The sequence below is a fragment of the Bacillus sp. FSL M8-0025 genome (genome assembly GCF_037975475.1).
Classification (GTDB): Bacteria; Bacillota; Bacilli; order Bacillales; family Bacillaceae; genus Bacillus; species Bacillus subtilis.
In genome coordinates this window covers 3,950,880-3,969,835 of the sequence record NZ_CP150258.1, presented here as the reverse complement: position 1 = coordinate 3,969,835, position 18,956 = coordinate 3,950,880, and the positions used below count along the sequence as shown (strand labels likewise).

General features: G+C 43.7%; 16 protein-coding genes. 7 read left to right on the top strand and 9 right to left on the bottom strand.

The window, feature by feature from the left end:
* The first annotated feature begins 707 nt into the window (after positions 1-707).
* Positions 708-2,012: a hypothetical protein gene (locus tag MKX38_RS20475; protein ID WP_167560812.1), complete on the top strand. Its 1,305-nt coding sequence runs from the start codon at positions 708-710 to the stop codon at positions 2,010-2,012.
* Positions 2,013-2,811: 799 nt separating this feature from the next.
* Here the strand turns inward: MKX38_RS20475 and ahpF are convergent.
* The 6 genes from ahpF to gntR all read right to left on the bottom strand — a co-directional run bounded on the left by ahpF (position 2,812) and on the right by gntR (position 10,451).
* Positions 2,812-4,341 carry an alkyl hydroperoxide reductase subunit F gene (ahpF, locus tag MKX38_RS20470; protein WP_024571485.1) on the bottom strand — a complete coding sequence of 510 codons (1,530 nt, stop codon included), beginning with the start codon at positions 4,339-4,341 and terminating at the stop codon, positions 2,812-2,814.
* 13 nt (positions 4,342-4,354) lie between these two features.
* A complete protein-coding gene (gene ahpC / locus MKX38_RS20465) occupies positions 4,355-4,918 on the bottom strand; it encodes an alkyl hydroperoxide reductase subunit C (RefSeq protein WP_015483942.1) in 564 nt (187 codons plus the stop codon).
* Positions 4,919-5,381: 463 nt separating this feature from the next.
* Positions 5,382-6,788, bottom strand: a complete 1,407-nt coding sequence (gnd, locus tag MKX38_RS20460; protein WP_003243876.1) for a decarboxylating NADP(+)-dependent phosphogluconate dehydrogenase — start codon at positions 6,786-6,788, stop codon at positions 5,382-5,384.
* Between the two features lie 22 nt (positions 6,789-6,810).
* Positions 6,811-8,157: a gluconate permease GntP gene (gene gntP, locus MKX38_RS20455; RefSeq protein WP_003243139.1), complete on the bottom strand. Its 1,347-nt coding sequence runs from the start codon at positions 8,155-8,157 to the stop codon at positions 6,811-6,813.
* Between the two features lie 28 nt (positions 8,158-8,185).
* Positions 8,186-9,727 (bottom strand): gluconokinase, encoded by a 1,542-nt coding sequence (gene gntK / locus MKX38_RS20450; RefSeq protein WP_326131577.1) that lies wholly within the window; start codon positions 9,725-9,727, stop codon positions 8,186-8,188.
* On the bottom strand, positions 9,720-10,451 hold the full coding sequence (gene gntR / locus MKX38_RS20445) for a gluconate operon transcriptional repressor GntR (RefSeq protein WP_003243132.1): 732 nt from the start codon (positions 10,449-10,451) through the stop codon (positions 9,720-9,722). The genes gntK and gntR overlap by 8 nt, the downstream gene beginning before the upstream one ends.
* Positions 10,452-10,646: 195 nt before the next feature.
* Here gntR and MKX38_RS20440 point away from each other — a divergent pair, with 195 nt between their 5' ends.
* Together MKX38_RS20440 and MKX38_RS20435 are read left to right on the top strand one after the other, a co-directional pair.
* The gene (locus MKX38_RS20440) at positions 10,647-11,795 is read left to right on the top strand and encodes a glycerate kinase (protein ID WP_076457355.1); all 1,149 of its coding nucleotides are present in this window, start codon (positions 10,647-10,649) and stop codon (positions 11,793-11,795) included.
* 92 nt (positions 11,796-11,887) lie between these two features.
* A complete protein-coding gene (locus MKX38_RS20435) occupies positions 11,888-12,919 on the top strand; it encodes a polysaccharide pyruvyl transferase family protein (RefSeq protein ID WP_339188204.1) in 1,032 nt (343 codons plus the stop codon).
* Between the two features lie 39 nt (positions 12,920-12,958).
* Here the strand turns inward: MKX38_RS20435 and MKX38_RS20430 are convergent, their stop codons facing one another.
* A complete protein-coding gene (locus tag MKX38_RS20430; protein ID WP_014478506.1) occupies positions 12,959-13,651 on the bottom strand; it encodes an LrgB family protein in 693 nt (230 codons plus the stop codon).
* Entirely contained in the window at positions 13,621-14,025 is a 405-nt protein-coding gene (locus MKX38_RS20425) for a CidA/LrgA family holin-like protein (protein WP_009968420.1), read from the bottom strand. The genes MKX38_RS20430 and MKX38_RS20425 overlap by 31 nt, the downstream gene beginning before the upstream one ends.
* A 226-nt stretch (positions 14,026-14,251) precedes the next feature.
* Here MKX38_RS20425 and MKX38_RS20420 point away from each other — a divergent pair, with 226 nt between their 5' ends.
* Positions 14,252-14,683 (top strand): MarR family transcriptional regulator, encoded by a 432-nt coding sequence (locus MKX38_RS20420; RefSeq protein ID WP_003243994.1) that lies wholly within the window; start codon positions 14,252-14,254, stop codon positions 14,681-14,683.
* Positions 14,684-14,739: 56 nt separating this feature from the next.
* Here MKX38_RS20420 and MKX38_RS20415 read toward each other — a convergent pair whose 3' ends face one another.
* Positions 14,740-15,810, bottom strand: coding sequence for an SDR family oxidoreductase (locus tag MKX38_RS20415; RefSeq protein WP_339188202.1), 1,071 nt, complete (start codon positions 15,808-15,810; stop codon positions 14,740-14,742).
* A 130-nt stretch (positions 15,811-15,940) separates the two neighbouring features.
* On the opposite strand from MKX38_RS20415, the gene yxaF reads away from it, so the two are divergent.
* The 3 genes from yxaF to MKX38_RS20400 all read left to right on the top strand — a co-directional run bounded on the left by yxaF (position 15,941) and on the right by MKX38_RS20400 (position 18,939).
* The gene (gene yxaF, locus MKX38_RS20410) at positions 15,941-16,516 is read left to right on the top strand and encodes a transcriptional regulator YxaF (RefSeq protein WP_101172316.1); all 576 of its coding nucleotides are present in this window, start codon (positions 15,941-15,943) and stop codon (positions 16,514-16,516) included.
* Positions 16,517-16,609: 93 nt separating this feature from the next.
* Positions 16,610-17,623: a quercetin 2,3-dioxygenase gene (qdoI, locus tag MKX38_RS20405; protein WP_339188200.1), complete on the top strand. Its 1,014-nt coding sequence runs from the start codon at positions 16,610-16,612 to the stop codon at positions 17,621-17,623.
* 107 nt (positions 17,624-17,730) lie between these two features.
* Entirely contained in the window at positions 17,731-18,939 is a 1,209-nt protein-coding gene (locus tag MKX38_RS20400) for a DUF418 domain-containing protein (RefSeq protein ID WP_339188198.1), read from the top strand.
* Positions 18,940-18,956: the final 17 nt, after the last annotated feature.

The window sequence follows — 18,956 nt, the reverse complement described above, 5'->3', positions numbered from 1 at the left end:
TTACCCAGGAAAAGCGGTTAAAATAAATATAAAATAGGGCATTAATTTCTGGTTAATTTTTCAAGAAGACAACAAAAGTATTAGATGCAATAACTGTTGTAACAGAAGAAGATTATAAGAGATCAAATCATGGGAAAAACATAGCTAAAACCAAAGCCCATCATTGTTTATTGCGTTTGTATCCCAACGGGAAGGAGTGGAATCCGAGTGACCATGGTTTTTATTTTTTGAAGTGCTCAAAGGGATCCGCGACTTTCACCGTTACAATTGCCAGCGGTTTGGCCATTTTAATCCGATCGGATCTGTTAATGAATAACGACACTATACTTAAGTAAATGGCTAACAATGATGCGGTAGTCCGCATTGTTCAGCACATTTAAGAGATTGATACAAAGGTGGACGAATCTGTTAAATGTGTCAGATCCACGCATTATCGGGTAGTTGGGTTTGGTGAGTATAATCAATTGGTTGTTATTGAAGTGATACAACAACTTGCCTACCATCGAAAAGGGTCTTTTGAATTCTGAAGAAGAGTATGATAAGGCGTGAATAGAGCGCTGAATATATGGTGATGTCTCTCCGCCATCGGTAATGACATAGATCATATGGACAAGGGTTATCATGATACAGATAAGACATTTAGCGAACAAAATGGGAATTTATTAAAATCTCTATAAGTTAGATAAGGTTAAAAGGAGGCTACGGAATTGAAATCCCCCAGTTCTATATTAATTTCTGAAGGATTATTAGCAACTGCAGCTATGTCTGAATTTATTGACAGATTAATGAAAAAAAAGAATTATTCCAGATTAGTTGTCATCATTTGTAATCTTTTATTTAGTGCCTTTATATCTTTATTTCCTTCATCACTAATCTCATTTATAATTAGCATGTTTAATAATCAGTTTCTTATAGAATTTAAAACGTATTATTTCCTCTCTATGATGATTTTTATTTTGATGATATTAGTAAATCTTTTTGCTGAACAAATTAATATACCCATGATACTTTTGCGAATTACATTTTATATTAAATTAAAATATAAATCTGCTACTAAAACTTATGTAATAGCTTTAGTGACAACTCTAATATTGTGCGGACTAGGAAAGCAGTTGTTTAATATTCTCTTTTCAGCGTTAAACAGATATGGGGTTCAAGAAGAAATTGCAGGTATAATGAGTATTATTTTAGCTATAGGGATAACTATATCTGGTTACTATACGTTCCCGACAAATAAACAAGTCAGAGATATTAATGAACTATTGTTATCTCCTTTTTTTATAATAATATCAATCGGTATGAGTTATGTTGTAAGTGAGAGAAATATGATAACAAATTTTGTTGAAGGCAATAGAGAAATATCAGCTTATATATTGACAGTGTTTATGTTAACAGCTATTAACCAAATAGTAAATTATCTAAAAAAATTATTTGAAAAGATGCATGAGTCTCCAGAAAATAAAGAAACGATTGATTTATATACAAGTTCGGCATGGAGTAAATATGTTAGTCGAAGAAAACAGTTTAAAAAACAGCTGGAGATATTGAAGGTTAATATATTTAAATTATGTACTTTAATAAAAAAGAATTATAAAAACAAAAGGTTGTATATAAAAACCACGGCAATAATAGCCTTTTTTATAGTATCATACTTTATATTAATGAAAGTTGATATATTTCTTTCTGATTTTAAAATCCCGGAGTATATAATGATTTTTTTGTTCCTATTGCCCATTATAGGAGTTTTCTTGTATATACTTTTTAAGATGATATGCTTAACCATTTTTAAGGTGAGAGGAGCCCCGAAAGAAAAAATTTTTGTGTTGAAGTGTTTTAGTATATTGTTGTTTTTTCTAAGTGTATTTTTATATATTATAACTGATTATATATTAGGTGATAACTCTCATTTTACTAATGCTAGTGTTGTACTATTTGGTGTAGCATCAATTCTTTACGCAGTTTGCTATTTAGTTGAATGGTTATTAGGTGCTAGAGGTAGGAAGATTAATTAAATATTAATAAAGAGATTTTCTAATGGATATTTTAAGAAAAAATTATTAGACGCAGATAGCTTTTGTAAAAACTGAAGATATTGTATTACATGCTTTCCTTGATTGCAGACTTGTCGCTCGAAAAGCTTGTGGCTTTAAAGATGCGTATCAAAGCCCGGCAAAAAATAATACTTGTTCAAACCGTTCGCTGCCAGCTTCAATATGTGTAAAGTCGCTCATAAGATGTGGGCCATATTAGATGAGATAGGAATGCTAGATCACAAAAGTGAAGTCCTCGGACGATACGATAAAAGACGGTATGTCAGAGAAGGCGATCGACGATCTGACTGAGAAGATAGATGAACAGTTATCAAATGAGAGTATGTGCAAGCATGATTCAAAACTCATTGAGTCCATAAAAGTCTAATCATTAAAAACCGGTGTACTGTCATTTAGTACACCGGTTTAATCTTTACATCTACTTGATGGTAGAATTATTTTTTCACATAAGAATAAGAACCTTCCAGCGTACTAGACCAACCATAGAGTACTTTGTATTGTGGAAAACAAACAGCAACGACTGATGGAATGCATGCTGATAATAAAGAGGGATGTCTTTACACCAATCTGGAGGGGAAAGGATTTGGCTGTTATGAATTGACGGAGTTTTAATAATAACATTTTTCCTCAAATGTTTGACTGGCCATATCCGTACATTTTGATTATATGTTTGTCGTCCATGATGTGAAGCCTTATTTATATAGGCTATTATAAAAAAAGCGCTAATCCTGCCGTTGTTAGCAGGGTAGCGCTTTTCACATTAATTCCGGATCAAATAATCAAACGCGCCGAGGGCGGCAGTTGCACCTGATCCCATAGAAATAATAATTTGGTTGTACGCACTGTCTGTGCAGTCGCCGGCAGCAAATAAGCCTGGTACGCTTGTTGCGCCATGTTTGTCGACGATGATTTCGCCCATGCGGTTGCGTTCAACCGTTCCTTCTAACCATTCTGTGTTTGGCACGAGACCGATTTGGACGAATACACCTTGAAGTTCAACGTGTTTTTCTTCGCCTGTTTCGCGGTCTACATATGTGATGCCGTTAACACTCTGATCACCTGTGATTTCTTTTGTTTGTGCGTTTTTCACGACAGTAACGTTAGGCAGGCTGTAGAGACGTTTTTGCAGGACTTCGTCTGCTTTCAGTTCCGGCGCGAATTCTAGTACAGTAACGTGATTGACAATACCTGCAAGATCAATCGCTGCTTCGATACCAGAGTTTCCGCCGCCGATTACCGCAACGTCTTTGCCTTCAAACAATGGCCCATCACAGTGCGGGCAGTATGCGACACCTTTGTTTTTGAACTCTTGTTCACCGGGTACGTTGACATTGCGCCAGCGTGCACCTGTTGAAAGGATCACTGTTTTACTTTTCAGGACAGCGCCGTTTTCGAGTTCAAGTTCGAACAGATCTTTCTTCTCAAGGCGTTTCGCACGCTGAAGGTTCATGACATCAATATCATATTCCTTCACATGCTCTTCAAGACTTGCCGCAAGCTTCGGCCCTTCCGTCGCTTTGACGCTGATGAAGTTTTCGATGCTCATGGTGTCGAGTACCTGTCCGCCGAAGCGTTCAGCGACAACACCAGTGCGGATGCCTTTACGTGCAGTGTAGATCGCTGCACTTGCACCAGCAGGTCCGCCTCCGACAACAAGAACGTCAAACGGCTCTTTGTCAGCAAATTCAGATGCATCTGTGCCGCTGCCCATTTTCGCAAGAATTTCTTCAAGCGTCATACGGCCGCTTCCGAAGGACTCGCCATTCAGGTAAACGGTCGGCACTGCCATGATGTTTTTGCTTTCAACTTCTGCTTTGTATGCTGCGCCGTCAATCATCGTGTGCGTAATGTTCGGGTTCAGCACGCTCATCATGTTTAAAGCTTGTACAACATCAGGACAGTTGTGGCATGTCAAGCTGATATAAGATTCGAAGTGGTATTCACCACTGATCTTCTTCACCTGATCAATGACTTTTTGGTCCACCTTAGGCGGTCTGCCGCTCACTTGGAGCAACGCCAACACTAATGATGTAAATTCGTGGCCCAGAGGGATACCAGCGAAAGTTACGCCAGTGTCTTCTCCGACACGATTGACACTGAAGCTTGGCGTTCTGTTTAATTCAGCTTTTTCAACTGAAATTTTCGATGACATGGAAGCCAGCTCATCAACGAGAGCCAGCATGTCCTTTGAAATGTCATCTTCGCCTGCGCTAACTTTGAGAACAATGTCATTCTCAATTAGCTGCATATATTGATTTAATTGTGCTTTGATATTTGCATCAAGTACCAATTGAATGCACTCCTTAGATTTTACCTACTAGATCAAGGCTAGGTGTAAGAGTTTCGCCGCCTTCTTCCCATTTAGCCGGGCAAACTTCACCTGGGTTTTGACGAACGTATTGAGCTGCTTTTACTTTGTTTACAAGGTTGCTTGCGTCACGGCCGATACCGCCTGCATTGATTTCAACAGTTTGGATAACGCCGTCTGGATCGATGATGAATGTTCCGCGGTCAGCAAGACCAGTTTCTTCGTCAAGAACATCGAAGTTGCGAGAAATTGTTTGAGATGGGTCACCGATCATTGCGTAAGTGATTTTGCCGATTTTTTCAGAGCTGTCATGCCAGCCTTTGTGTACGAAGTGAGTATCTGTAGAAACAGAGTATACTTCAACACCTAATTCTTTAAGAGCAGCATATTGTTCTTGAAGATCTTCAAGCTCAGTTGGGCATACGAAAGAGAAATCTGCTGGGTAGAAGCAGAATACGCTCCATTGGCCTTTCAAATCTTCGTTTGTTACATCGATGAATTCACCGTTTTTGAATGCTTTTGCTTCGAATGGAAGTACTTCTTTACCGATTAAAGACATAATGTATATTCCTCCTAAAAATGTATTAGAAAGCATATTCGCTTTCAATAATAATTCTAATTATATATGAATTATTAATTAATATATATTTTTTGTCAAGCGATAACCTACTTTTTTTCAACTTATTTAAGGTATGACAGGTAGGATTTAGGTATTTCTTTTATAACAAATGAGAGGCTGATTCTCAATTAGACAAGGTTTTCAGGGACTTTTGTAAATCAGAATGACAGGCCGTTTTGGCATTTGAACATTTTATGACACCATGGGCAAGGGGCAAAGGACAATGACAAAAAGCAGAATAGAACGGAACAGCAAGCTGCTGTCACATGATGATGGGGATTGTTTCTAGCTATTATTGTATCACTGTTTATGATATTTAAAACATAACTTATGTCTTCTGTTGTTTGGGATAGAAGAAAAAAACACGGTTCAGTTGAAAACTGACCGTGTTTTTGATGACAGGTTATTCAGACCAATTCGTATGGAAAACGCCGTCCATATCAGTCCGTTCGTACGTGTGAGCGCCAAAGTAATCGCGCTGCGCCTGCAAGAGGTTCGCATTGGAACGCCCTGTGCGGTAGCCGTCGTAATAAGAGAGCGCGGTAGTTAAGCATGGGAAAGAGATTCCGGTGCTGATACCCTCGCAAACGACTTTTCGCAGGCCTGTTTGATAGGCATGGAGCTTATCTGTGAAATAAGGCGCGATCAGCAGGTTAGCCAGATTTGGCTGCTCACTGAATGCTTCGCTGATCACGTTTAGGAAATCAGCGCGGATGATGCAGCCGCCTCGGAAAATCAAGGCGATGTCTTTGAGCGGCAGATTCCAGCCGTAAAGCTCAGATGACATCTTATATTGGGCAAAGCCTTGTGCATAGGCGCATACTTTCCCCATGTAAAGAGCCTGTCTGACGTATTCAATCCAAGTGTCTTTATCCAAGTGTTTTTCTTCGGCTTCCGGGCCTGCTAATACATCTTGAGCTGCCATCCGTTCTTCTTTTAAAGATGACAAGTAGCGGGCGAACAAGGACTCTGTGATGATCGTGGACGGGATGCCGTTATCAATCGCCTGCATGCTCGTCCATTTTCCAGTGCCTTTTTGGCCGGTTTTATCAAGGATGACATCGATCAGAGGCTGTCCTGTTTTTTCGTCTTTTTTGCGTAAAATCTCAGCTGTAATCTCTATTAAATAGCTTTTCAGCTCACCTTGATTCCATGTTTCAAAAATAGATGCAATTTCATCTAGCGGCAGACGAAGCGTTTCTCTTAGAAACGTATAAGCTTCTGCAATCAGCTGCATGTCGGCATATTCAATGCCGTTGTGCACCATTTTTGTAAAGTGCCCTGCCCCTTTTGGTCCGATATAGACACAGCAAGGGTCATCTCCGACTTGGGCTGCGATTTTCGTCAGGATAGGAGCGGCTTTCTCATAGACGTCGCGATCTCCGCCCGGCATGATGGAAGGCCCTGTTAACGCACCGACTTCACCGCCGGAAATGCCGACTCCCAGGTAGCCGATCCCTTTTTCCTTCAGCTCGTCATATCTTCTTTCTGTGTCTTCATAGTGGGAGTTTCCTCCGTCCATGATGACGTCGCCTTCTTCAAGCAAAGGCTTTAATGATTGGATGACGGAATCTACGGGTTTTCCCGCTGTGACCATCAAAAAGATTTTTCTTGGTTTTTCTAACGATTGAACAAAGTCCTCAAGCTCGTAATACGGGCTGAGAGATTGTCCATCCAGCTTTTGGATAAGCTGGTCCGTTAAATCTCTGGTGTAATTATAGACAGCGACGTTTTCGCCTTTATTTGCCATGTTTAAGGCGATGTTGCTTCCCATTACGCCTAAGCCTATGACACCAATCGAATTGAACATGTGTTACAGCTCCTTCTTAATTTCATACAACTAAACTTAACAATAAAATGAATCCCAGTCCAGCAACGGAAATAATGGTTTCCAGCAATGTCCATGTGGCGAATGTTTCTTTCATGCTTAATCCGAAGTATTCCTTGAACATCCAGAAGCCGGCATCATTGACGTGTGAAGCGATGACACTTCCGGCACCTGTTGCGAGCACGACTAACGCCAGGTTAACATCAGAATGGCCCAATAACGGGATGACCAGACCTGTTGTGCTTAGTGCGGCAACAGTCGCTGATCCTAGAGAAATGCGCAGGATCGCCGCGATGAGCCATGCCAGAATGATTGGCGATAATGCCGTTCCTTTGAATAAGTCTGCTACGTAATCGCCGACACCGCCGTTGATCAGCACTTGTTTGAAGGCGCCGCCTCCTCCGATGATCAAAAGCATCATGCCAATTTGTGAAATGGCAGTTGAACAAGAATCCATCACGGTTTTAACTGGAATGTTGCGCTTGATGCCCATTGTATAGACTGCGACCAATAACGAAATAATCATAGCAGTCGATGCGTTTCCAATCAATCTGATAAAAGCTAAAACTCCGTTATCTGCAAACCCGATTGTTTCTTGAAGCAGGTCGATAATGGTTGCGACCGACATGATGATAATCGGGAGCATTGCAGTAAAGACACTGATTCCAAAGCCGGGTGTTTCTTCAAGGTTAAACGTTTTTTGTGTGCCGAGTGATGCAATATTGCCGTTTTTCGCAAATGATGCAGGAACGATTTTTTTCGCGAACTTTGTAAATAACGGCCCTGCGATGAGCACTGTCGGAACAGCAACGATAAAGCCGTACAGCAGCACTTCTCCAATGTTTGCACCATACTCACCGGCGATCGCCGTAGGTCCCGGGTGTGGCGGCAGGAAACCGTGTGTGACGGATAGTGCCGCGACCATCGGGATTCCGAGAAATAAAATAGAAATCTTCAATTCTCTTGAAATCGCAAAGACAATCGGAATTAATAGAACCAGTCCTACTTCAAAAAATAACGCAATCCCAATAATGAATGAGGCAATGACAACGGCCCATTGAATATTTTTCTCACCGAATTTGTTGACGAGCGTCATCGCAATGCGCTGTGCGCCTCCTGAATCCGCGATCAGCTTGCCCAGCATCGCACCGAGTCCAAAGATGAGCGCGATGTGGCCAAGAGTTCCCCCTATTCCTGCTTCGATGGAGCTGACAACTTTATCGAACGGCATCCCGAGTGCCAGTGCCACGCCGAACGATACGACCAGCAGGGAAATAAATGTGTTTAATTTTAAGCCCATAATCAGAAATAGTAATGCTAAGATCCCAAGTGCAACGATGATTAACGGCATGGTAATGCCCTCCCCTTCATGTCATGTACTATTTGTGTGTGATTAAGCCCCTCTGATAATCTGCAATTTGTGTATATTGATTTTCTAATAATCTTGATAGATTGATGAAAATCGGCATTAATGTTCTGTATTCCTTGGCTGAGTCTTCAATCGGCGTATGTCTGTATGTGCTGCCGATCATGTCGGACACGGCGTCGAAAGAGTCAATTTTTCCTGTTGCATACAGGCCTAAAATGCAGGCGCCGAGACATGAGCTTTCGTAGCTTTCTGGAACGACAACCTCTGATTCGAAGATATCAGACATCATTTGGCGCCAAACCTCTGACCTTGCAAAACCCCCTGTCGCTTGGATGCGGGTTACCGGGCCATCCATGCATTCAGTTAACGCCAAGAACACCGTGTACAGGTTGTAAATGACGCCTTCCAATGCCGCGCGTATCATATGCTCTTTCTTATGCGACATGGTCAGGCCGAAAAATGAGCCGCGTACATCCGGATTCCATAACGGAGCGCGTTCTCCGGCGAGATATGGGTGGAACAGCAGACCGTCAGAACCGGGTCTGACGCGTTGGGCAATTTTCGTCAGCACGTCATATGGATCAATGCCCAGCCGTGTCGCTGTTTCAATTTCGGAGGAGGCAAACTCGTCTCTGATCCAGCGAAGGACGATGCCCCCATTGTTCACAGGTCCCCCAATAACCCAATGCTTGTCCGTCAAGGCATAGCAAAAAATTCTCCCTTTTTCATCGGTTTGCGGCTTGTCAATAATCGTCCGGATGGCACCGCTTGTACCGATGGTGACGGCGATTTCTCCCTTTTTAATGGCGTTGACGCCGAGGTTGGACAGCACGCCGTCGCTGGCGCCGATGACAAAAGGCGTTTCCGGATCGATTCCCATTTGGATCGCTATTTCCGGGCTGCAGTGCTGAAAGATCTCGGTTGTCGGCACGAGTTTGGATAAGTGATCCGGCGTGATGCCTGCGATGCGCAGTGCCTCTTCGTCCCAATCCAAGCTCTTCAGGTTCATCATGCCTGTCGCTGATGCCAAGGAGTAATCGATGACATACTCATTGAACAGCTGTTTAAAAATGTACTCTTTGATGCCGATATATTTTTTTGCCTTGGAAGCGATTTCTTTCCGTTCATTCGTGATCCAGGCAATTTTACTTAACGGTGCCATCGGATGAATCGGTGTTCCCGTCCGTTTGTACACCTCATGTCCGTTCAATTCCTCTTTGATCTTATGCGCCCAGCCTTCACTTCTGTTGTCGGCCCATGTGATGCATGGCGTCAGCGGCTTGTCATTTTCGTCGATTGCAATGACGCTGTGCATGGCGCTGCTGAACGAAATGAAAGAGATCCGTTTTTCGGGATGCTGTTTTGTAATTCTCGCTGTTGTATGGATGACTGCCTGAAATATCTCTTCCGGATTTTGTTCAGCTGTTGAGATGTCCGGTGTATAGAGCGGGTAGCCGATGCTTTCTTTCTGTACCACATCTCCGTTTTCACTGAACAGCACAGCTTTTGTGCTTGTCGTGCCGATATCGATTCCTAACATATAACTAGTCATTGTTGTATTCAGCTCCTTTTGCCAGCATTTGTTGTGAGAGCCATAGGTCTTCTACCTTATCCTGCACATCATCAAAGTTTTGGTGAAGAGACTGAATCATCAGCGCCCTATCCTTTGTTTTGATGGCTTGAATATAAAGCTCGTGGTTATCTAAAATCCTTGTGAAGTCTTCATACTTTTCCTTTAACCGTACCCGCATCGATAAAAGAATAAAGCTTTCCATGACGGGTTTTAGATTGTTCCAGATCATCTGAATGTATGAATGATCAATCGCTCGGATAATGGTTTCATGGAACAGCACATCTTGAAATGAAAATTCGTCAGCGTCCTCATATTTGATTGAGACTTTCATCATTTCAAGAATTTTGCTGAGATCCTTAACTAAAGGCTCAATGTCTATTTTGACAAGCCGTTCAAAGACAAATGTTTCTAATAGTAACCGCACATCATAAATTTCCGCGATTTTCTTCTCAGTTAAACCAATTACGACCGCTCCCATTCGTTCTAAGCGGATGATTTTTTCGGATGCGAGTATTTTTAGCGCTTCGCGAACCGGCGAACGGCTTACTGAAAACTCTGCGGCGATTGTATTTTCTGATAAAATGGTACCGCTTTCAATCAGGCCTGAAACGATCCGCATTCTCAGCTCGTATGCGACACGAACCCCGGTTGACGCTTTTGAGAGCCATTTTGCGGGATACAACAGGTCTTTGGAGTCTAGCATACACTCACCTTCCTCACTCAAGAAGTATACTTGTATACAAGTATGATAACGTGAATATTTCTTTTATGCAAACACTTTCATTTCTAATTTTTAATAAAATTTTTCCCAATCATTATGGTATTTATTTCTAAATGGAATATGGTACATTGGAGATAACTAGCATAAGTGAATCATGTTTTGAAAGAGGCGATTTGGATGAAAATCATCATTGCACCTGATTCTTTTAAGGAAAGCTTATCAGCTCTGGAGGCAGCCGAAGCGATAGAAAGAGGTTTCAAATCGGTCTTTCCGGGTGCTGATTACAGAAAATTGCCGGTGGCGGATGGCGGCGAGGGAACCGTTCAATCTCTGGTCGATGCGACCAACGGAAGGATCATAGAGCAAGTTGTCACAGGGCCGCTGGGGGAACCGGTGAGAGCTTTCTTTGGCATGATGGGAGATGGGAGAACAGCTGTGATTGAAATGGCTGCTGCTTCAGGGCTGCATCTGGTGCCTGTAGATAAGCGAAATCCGCTCATCACTACAACAAGGGGAACGGGAGAATTAATCGGGGCAGCTCTTGATGCAGGAGCGGAGCGTTTGATCATCGGAATCGGCGGAAGCGCCACGAACGACGGGGGAGCCGGGATGATTCAGGCATTGGGCGGAAGGCTTCTTGATAACTCAGGCAGCGAGATTGGCCCGGGGGGCGGCGCGTTATCTCAGCTTGCATCAATAGATGTGAGCGGGCTTGATTCCAGATTGCGGAATGTCAAACTGGAAGTTGCCTGTGACGTGGACAATCCGTTAACAGGACCAAAGGGTGCTACGGCTGTTTTCGGACCGCAAAAAGGCGCGACGGCCGACATGCTGGATGTACTAGAACAGAACGTAAGCCATTTCGCTGATATGGCAGAAAAAGAGCTCGGATCAACCTTCCGAGATACAGAGGGCGCCGGTGCAGCGGGCGGTCTTGGATGGAGCCTGCTGACTTATTTTCAGGCTGACCTGAAAAGAGGCATTGATATTGTCCTTGAAGCGGTTGATTTTGAAAGTATCGTTCAGGATGCAGATCTTGTGATTACCGGCGAGGGACGGATCGACAGCCAAACGGTTCATGGAAAAACGCCGATCGGCGTAGCCAAGGCGGCTAAATCATACGATGTGCCTGTCATCGGTATTGCGGGATCAGTATCACGTGACAGTGATGCCGTCTATCAACACGGAATCGATGCGCTTTTCAGCATCGTCCCCGGAGCCGTGCCGCTAGAAGATGCGTTTGAACATGCCGCGGAATATATGGAAAGAACGGCGCGGGACATTGCAGCGTCTATCAAATTGGCGAAAACGATGTTTCTGATATAGCCGATGCACATGCCAATGCATAGCCATCCTTCTTTTTGGGTAGAGACAGTTAACACACAATGAGGAATTCATCCCAGAAGGAGGACGCAGATATGACTGTACAAGAAATCAAAGGCAAAAAACTAGTAAAAGGCATTGCGCCAAATGTGGAGCCGGAAGTTCTGTTAAATGATAAACGAAAAGTATTTTTGTTTGGTTCCCCTAGTTACACAAACATTGGAGACCAAGCGATTGCGTATGCGGAAGAGAAATTTATCAAAAATCATTTTCCGTATTATGAATACATTGAGATTATGGATTATGCGACGGATGAGGGCATTGAACTGGTGAAGGAGATCATTCGTGAAGACGATATTGTCTGCTTTACAGGCGGAGGGAACTTAGGAAACCTTTATCTCGATATTGAGGAAGACAGAAGAAAGGTCTTTTCGGCGTTTAAAGACTACAAATCAATTTCTCTGCCACAATCCGTTTATTTTGAGGATACAGAGGAAGGACAGAAGGAAAAGAAAAAAACACAGGATGCGTACCATCAAAATACAAACTTAACGATTGCTGCGCGTGAGACGCAAACACTGGATGTTGTGAAAGAGACCTTCAACTCCAATGTGATCTTTACACCGGACATGGTGCTTTCCTTGGATATTGTGCCGCGAGAGCTCGAGCGGGACGGCGTTCTCTTTATTTTAAGAGCGGATAAGGAGAAAGTGACTGACGAAGATTTTATTTCACAGATGAAGCAATGGGCAGAAAAAACAACTTACACAGAGCGTACCGATACGGTGCTGGATACGTTAGACACCATCGATTACGCTGATCGTGAAAAGCATTTTATGGAGATGCTGGACCGCATCGGCTCCAGTAAATTGGTGATTACCGACCGCCTTCACGCGATGATTTTCTCGATTATCACCAAAACACCTTGCCTTGTCTTTGGAAACAGCTATGGCAAAGCCAAACATTCATACCGGGATTGGCTTGAAAGCTTAAACTTCATTGAATACACAGATCAACATCATATTGAGGAACTGGAGCGTATGATTGACCGCCTGCTTCAAGCAGAACCGAATGACGTTGATTTATCTAAGGACTTTCAGCCGCTGATTGATTTTTTTGCTTCTTAAACGAAAAAGACTGCCCTCCCCCGGGGCAGTCTTTCTTTGTTAAATATGAAACAGCCAGACGACGAGCGGGCCGAAGAATGAGCCGAGCACCGCACAAAGCGTCATGGATACGGAACTCATGGATACGGCCAATTCCCCATATTCCAATGCTTTGGAGGTGCCCAGTGCATGGGAGGCGCTGCCTAATGCAATGCCTTGTCCAAGGGAACTGCGTATGCGAAGCCATTTTAGGAAAAGCGGCCCGAGGATGACGCCTGAAAAGCCCGCAATCATGACAAATACGACTGTCATGGAAGGGACGCCGCCAAGACCGGCGGCGATCTGAATAGCGACAGGGGTTGTGATCGACTTTGGCAGAATGGATAATAAGAGATCATGATCAATCCCGAATGCTTCTGCGAAGATCAGCCCGCTGATCATTCCCATGCATAATCCGACCAGGACGCCGCCTAAAATGGGAACACAATGTTTGACAATGATATGCCATTGTTTATAAAGCGGATAGGCCAGTGCCACGACAGCCGGCCCAAGCAAAGAATTGATCCATTTCCCCCCGATCATATAGCCTTCATAGGAAACATGGAACATCATCAAAACCGCTACAATCAAAATGGTCGTTGTCAGAACGGGGATCAGAAATGGAAGCGGGAATCGCTTATAGAGTTTGACCATCGCTAAATAAGCGGCAACTGTTAAAAGAATTATAATGATCGCGATACATGCTTGCTGCATTTCTCTTTCTCCTCCCGTTTTTTTGCTTTTTTCTCTAATAGCTGGCTGGCGAATCCAGCCGCAATGATCGTGACGATGGTGCTCAGAACGACTGTAATCAGCAGCATCAGGCCATTGAATGAAATGAGAGACGGATAGTTTATCACTCCTGTCATTGCCGGGATGAACAACAATGGAAGGAAGGATAATAAAAACCCTGCTCCGTCTTCAATGATGGAGACGGGAACAATACGGAGGCCCAAGCAGATCAGAAGCAATACCAATCCAACGATGCTTCCTGACACGGGTAAATGAAACAGATGCTGAATGGCTTCCCCGATCATAAAAAATACATATAATATCAACACTTGCAAGATAATTCGTATGACTTTCACATCAAGTGCTGCTCTCCAATCAGAACAGCTTCCTCCTTTCTGGTGCTTGCTTCTAGGATGGTTCTGAGGAATCGCTTTACTTTCTTTTTATATGATTGTACTATACAAGTATAATGATTGATTTAGTCATATAACGACTTGTATTTATTCAGTTAATGTACATTTGTATTATACAAGTATATATGATGTTGTCAATGCCGGAGATTGGAATAGGGAGCGAGAGCGATTGCAAAATCAAAATCCAGTTGAATTAATTGAATATGAGCTCACGACTTTTATCAGGAGAGCTGTTTATCTGGATCAATCAGAGAAAAGAACAGGGAATTTGGAGAGATCTTCGTACTTATTACTGAGACAATTGGATGAGTTTGGGCCTGCTCGTGTTAAGGAATTGGCAGAATCGTTTAAGCTTGATATTTCTACTCTTTCAAGACAAGCAGCTGCATTAGAGGCAAAGGAGCTCATCTATCGTTTCTCAGACCCATCTGATGGGAGAGTCAGCCTGTTTACTATTACAAAACTCGGCAAACAACTATTAAAAGCCGATCAGCAAAAGCGCCTTGAACGTTATGAACAGATGCTGAAAGAATGGTCAACACAGGAAAAAGAGATGTTTGGCGAGCTGCTGCAGCGTATGAACAAGGCTTTTATCGATTAACAGCTGAAAAACCCATGGTTCGCTGGAACAGCATGGGTTTTTCTTATGGTCAGAGATTATCTGCATCGTTTGGCGGCAGCCCAAGCCACTAGTCCGGCAACAACAGCCGCCGATACAATTGGGCGCTTCGTCGCTTTTGTGTAGTAGCTTCTTGACCTCATCCATCCTTTATTTGTGCCTCTGTCATGCATACCGCAGCCCTCATCATAAAGAGCGCTTTCTTCTCGCGGTTTGGACGGTCTTTCGGCATGCTGGCTGTGATACATGATTTTTTCCATCAGTCTGTCGGTCAGACGAGGAAAAAGCGCGCCCAGCATGGCGATGGCTTTGGCCTGTGAGCCGATGTACATGTCGCGCTTAGGGTGTTCGGCGGCAAACAGGATCGCTTCGGCGACTGCTTCCGGCGGATAGATCATGGAGCGGTAATGAGCCGGCTGTTTGTCGAGATAGCTGTGCGCATGCTCGTTATAAGGTGTGTCGATTCTGCCCGGGTGGATGAGCGTTACCGAGACGGGCGCCTGTTCCTTTTCGAGCTCCATTCGGATGCTTTCCGTCCAGCCGTGAAGCGCAAATTTGGCAGACGCATATGTGGATTGAATGACCGTTCCCCTGTCTCCGAACAGGCTTCCTACATTAATGAGTGCGCCCGGCACACCTCTGCCGGTGTAGTGTTTGACAGCCGCTCTTGTTCCGTAAACAGGTCCCCAGAAATTTGTGTCGAACATGCGCTTCATGTCTTCGACGGTGACGTCCATGGCATGTCCGAAAGTCGAGACGGCCGCATTGTTGACCCATGTGTCAAAGCGGCCGAATGTGCTGATCGCGGTTTCTGCGATGCGGTTGACGTCCTCTTCTTTTCCGACATCCGCCTTTACCCATATGGCGTCGTGCCCTTTTTCCTTTAGTTCATCAGTGAGCTCCTTCAGCGCGTCTTCATTTCGCGCTGCTGCCACGACCTTTGCGCCTTTTTCAGCTGCCATTCGCGCCGTGACAAGTCCGATTCCGCTTGAAGCGCCGGTAATGACGATCACCTGATCCTTAAGCTTTTTCAGTTTGAGCTTTGTTTTTACGGCTGGGTTTTGTCGTTCAAGCTGTTCTGTATTCGTGACTGAATGATCGATTGTCATTGAGAGATCCCTCCTAGACGCTGTTTTTGTACATTACCCCATCCGGGAGGGTCTTACCCCTTTTGACAATCACAGGGTTCTTTTTTATATTATATAAGTCGCTCTACCATACCTAGGAGGGAATGTTTTAATGACTAGCAGAGGAGATTCACGTGAAAAAATCCTTCACACGGCGTCACGTCTGTTCCAGCTGCAAGGATATCACGCGACAGGTTTGAACCAGATTGTAAAAGAAAGCGGTGCTCCTAAGGGATCGCTTTATCACTTTTTTCCGAAGGGCAAAGAAGAACTAGCAATTGAAGCGGTTACATATACAGGTAAGATCGTTGAACATCTGATACAGAAAAGCATGGATGAATCCTCTGATCCAACAGAAGCGATTCAGCTTTTTATCAAAAAAACAGCCAGCCAATTTGATAACACAGAAAGCATTAAAGGTATTCCAGTCGGTTTGCTGGCGAGTGAGACAGCGTTAATCAGTGAACCGCTGCGGACGGTTTGCATGAAGGTGTTTAAAAGCTGGGAAGCGGTTTTTGCCAGAAAATTAATGGAAAACGGATTTGCAGAAGAAGAAGCAAATCAGCTTGGAACGCTGATTAATTCGATGATTGAGGGCGGCATCATGCTTTCGTTAACGAATAAAGACAAAACGCCTCTTCTTCTCATTGCCGAACAAATACCAGTGCTGGTGAGAAAAAAAGGGTAGCATTTTGTTATCCTTTCTTCTACAATTATATAGAACGGTCTAGACAAATAAATGATAATATATAGACTGGTCTAAATTGGAGGAAGCGATAATATGAAAACATTATGTACACATTCATTGCCTAAAGAAAAAATGCCTTATTTGCTCCGGAGCGGAGAAGGCGAGCGCTATCTGTTCGGCAGACAGGTTGCCACGGTGATGGCGAATGGGAGGAGCACAGATGATTTGTTTGAGATCGTGCTTCTTTCCGGGGGGAAAGGAGATGCCTTTCCGCTTCACGTCCACAAGGACACACATGAAGGAATTCTCGTTTTGGACGGGAAACTGGAACTGACACTTGATGGTGAACGCTATTTATTAATATCAGGTGATTATGCGAACATTCCGGCGGGAACACCGCACAGCTACCGGATGCAGAGCCACAGAACAAGACTGGTATCTTACACGATGAAAGGAAACGTAGCGCACTTGTATTCCGTTATTGGGAATCCGTATGATCACGCTGAACATCCGCCGTACGCAAGCGAAGAAGTCTCAAACGAGCGATTTGCAGAAGCAGCCGCTGTAGCGGACATTGTATTTCTAGATGAAGGAAAGCCTGCATGTTCGACCAAATTAGCGGAACTTACAGAGCTGCCAGATGGAGCGGTTCCATACGTTCTTGAATCTGGAGAAGGAGATCGCCTGTTGACTGGAGATCAGCTTCACCGCATTGTGGCTGCACAAAAAAATACAGATGGCCAGTTTATCGTCGTATCCTCTGAAGGCCCTAAAGGTGACCGAATCGTTGATCACTACCATGAACATCATACAGAAACATTTTATTGCCTTGAAGGTCAGATGACGATGTGGGCAGATGGCCAGGAAATTCAGCTGAATCCGGGAGATTTCCTGCATGTCCCTGCAAATACCGTTCACTCCTATCGCCTTGATTCTCACTATACAAAGATGGTGGGCGTATTGGTTCCTGGTTTATTTGAACCGTTTTTCCGGACGTTAGGCGACCCGTATGAAGGCCACATCTTCCCATGTGAGCCTCAGGCTTTGCGTTTTGATCGCGTTTTGCAGAATATCGAAGCATTAGATTTAAAGATGATGAAACCATAAAGATGACAAGATTGTAAGGTTTTCATGCCGGCCTGACACCTAAATCGATGTTTCCGCGCTTCATTTTTTCATACCCTTAAGGTACAGAAAAAAGGAGCGTGATGGCTATGTCTTCATTACAGCCGACTTTAACAAATGAGCGGATCGGTGTGCTTGATGTGCTGAGAGGAATGGCGATTTTCGGCATCTTATTTGTCAATCTGGCACATTTCAGTTATCCGGATATGTATTTGTCTATGCTTGGAAAAGAGAATTTTTTCATGGATAAGTGGTCTGAAGCTGATTTTGCCGCCGCAGACATACTGAAATTCTTCATTCAAACAAAATGTATTTTATTGTTTTCCTTTTTATTTGGATTTGGCATGGTTGTCATGATGGAGAGAGCAGAAAACAAAGGGAAACGGTTTGTTCCGTTATATGTGAGAAGGTTAATGGCGCTTCTCTTGTTTGGAACGATTCATGCCTTTTTGATATGGGACGGGGATATTTTAACAGAATATGCCTTGCTCGGTTTTGTCCTGCTCTTGTTTCGAAAAGCAAAGCCGAAAACACTGCTGATATGGGCGGTCTCTTTGTATCTTCTGTTTTCCATTCCGTTCATGTTGACAAGTTTTGATCAATCAAATGGACAGGAATGGGTACAAGCCGTAACACAGCAGGCAAAGCAAGCGATGCATGTTTATGGAAGCGGCAGCCTGAAGGACATTGCAGAACAGCGGATCCATGACCGTCTTGTTTACATGTCTTCGAATGGCATGCTTACGTATAATCCGCTCAACTTTTTCTTTGCATCCATTCCATATTTCAGCATGTTTTTGCTGGGAGCTGCGGCAGCAAAATCACGGTATTTGCATGAACCGGAAAAGCATCGCAAAGGATTAAAACGATTATGGATGGCTGGGCTTGTCATCGGCATCGGCGCCCAGGTGCTGTACAATGTAACGGATAAAGAAATATGTTTGCTGATTGGCGCGCCTTTCCTCATGTTTTTCTATGTTACAACGGTTGTCTATCTTTATCATAAAACAAGAGTGAGAACAGTGCTGCAATCATTCTCCGCTGTTGGGAGGATGGCATTTACCAATTATTTGATGCAGTCTATTGTGTGTACTTGGATTTTTTATCATTACGGCTTGGGCCTGTATGGAAAAGTGTACCCTGCTGCGGGTGTGCTCATTACAATTGCTGTTTGTGCCGTTCAAATGGTCTTCAGCCACCTTTGGCTTCGTGTCTTTCGGATGGGGCCGTTTGAGTGGCTGTGGAGAAGCGCTACGTATCTGTCGTGGCAGCCTATTGTAAAGAAAACAAAAGTCTAGACGCCTATTGGCGTCTA

What these genes read in the sequence shown, in the direction of transcription:
- ahpC (WP_015483942.1), bottom strand. Translation starts at nt 4,918, where the DNA reads ATGTCTTTAATCGGTAAAGAAGTACTTCCATTCGAAGCAAAAGCATTC.
- gntR (WP_003243132.1), bottom strand. Translation starts at nt 10,451, where the DNA reads ATGCTAGACTCCAAAGACCTGTTGTATCCCGCAAAATGGCTCTCAAAA.
- MKX38_RS20435 (WP_339188204.1), top strand. Translation starts at nt 11,888, where the DNA reads ATGACTGTACAAGAAATCAAAGGCAAAAAACTAGTAAAAGGCATTGCG.
- gnd (WP_003243876.1), bottom strand. Translation starts at nt 6,788, where the DNA reads ATGTTCAATTCGATTGGTGTCATAGGCTTAGGCGTAATGGGAAGCAAC.
- MKX38_RS20440 (WP_076457355.1), top strand. Translation starts at nt 10,647, where the DNA reads ATGAAAATCATCATTGCACCTGATTCTTTTAAGGAAAGCTTATCAGCT.
- gntK (WP_326131577.1), bottom strand. Translation starts at nt 9,727, where the DNA reads ATGACTAGTTATATGTTAGGAATCGATATCGGCACGACAAGCACAAAA.
- qdoI (WP_339188200.1), top strand. Translation starts at nt 16,610, where the DNA reads ATGAAAACATTATGTACACATTCATTGCCTAAAGAAAAAATGCCTTAT.
- MKX38_RS20400 (WP_339188198.1), top strand. Translation starts at nt 17,731, where the DNA reads ATGTCTTCATTACAGCCGACTTTAACAAATGAGCGGATCGGTGTGCTT.
- yxaF (WP_101172316.1), top strand. Translation starts at nt 15,941, where the DNA reads ATGACTAGCAGAGGAGATTCACGTGAAAAAATCCTTCACACGGCGTCA.
- MKX38_RS20430 (WP_014478506.1), bottom strand. Translation starts at nt 13,651, where the DNA reads ATGCAGCAAGCATGTATCGCGATCATTATAATTCTTTTAACAGTTGCC.
- MKX38_RS20415 (WP_339188202.1), bottom strand. Translation starts at nt 15,810, where the DNA reads ATGACAATCGATCATTCAGTCACGAATACAGAACAGCTTGAACGACAA.
- gntP (WP_003243139.1), bottom strand. Translation starts at nt 8,157, where the DNA reads ATGCCGTTAATCATCGTTGCACTTGGGATCTTAGCATTACTATTTCTG.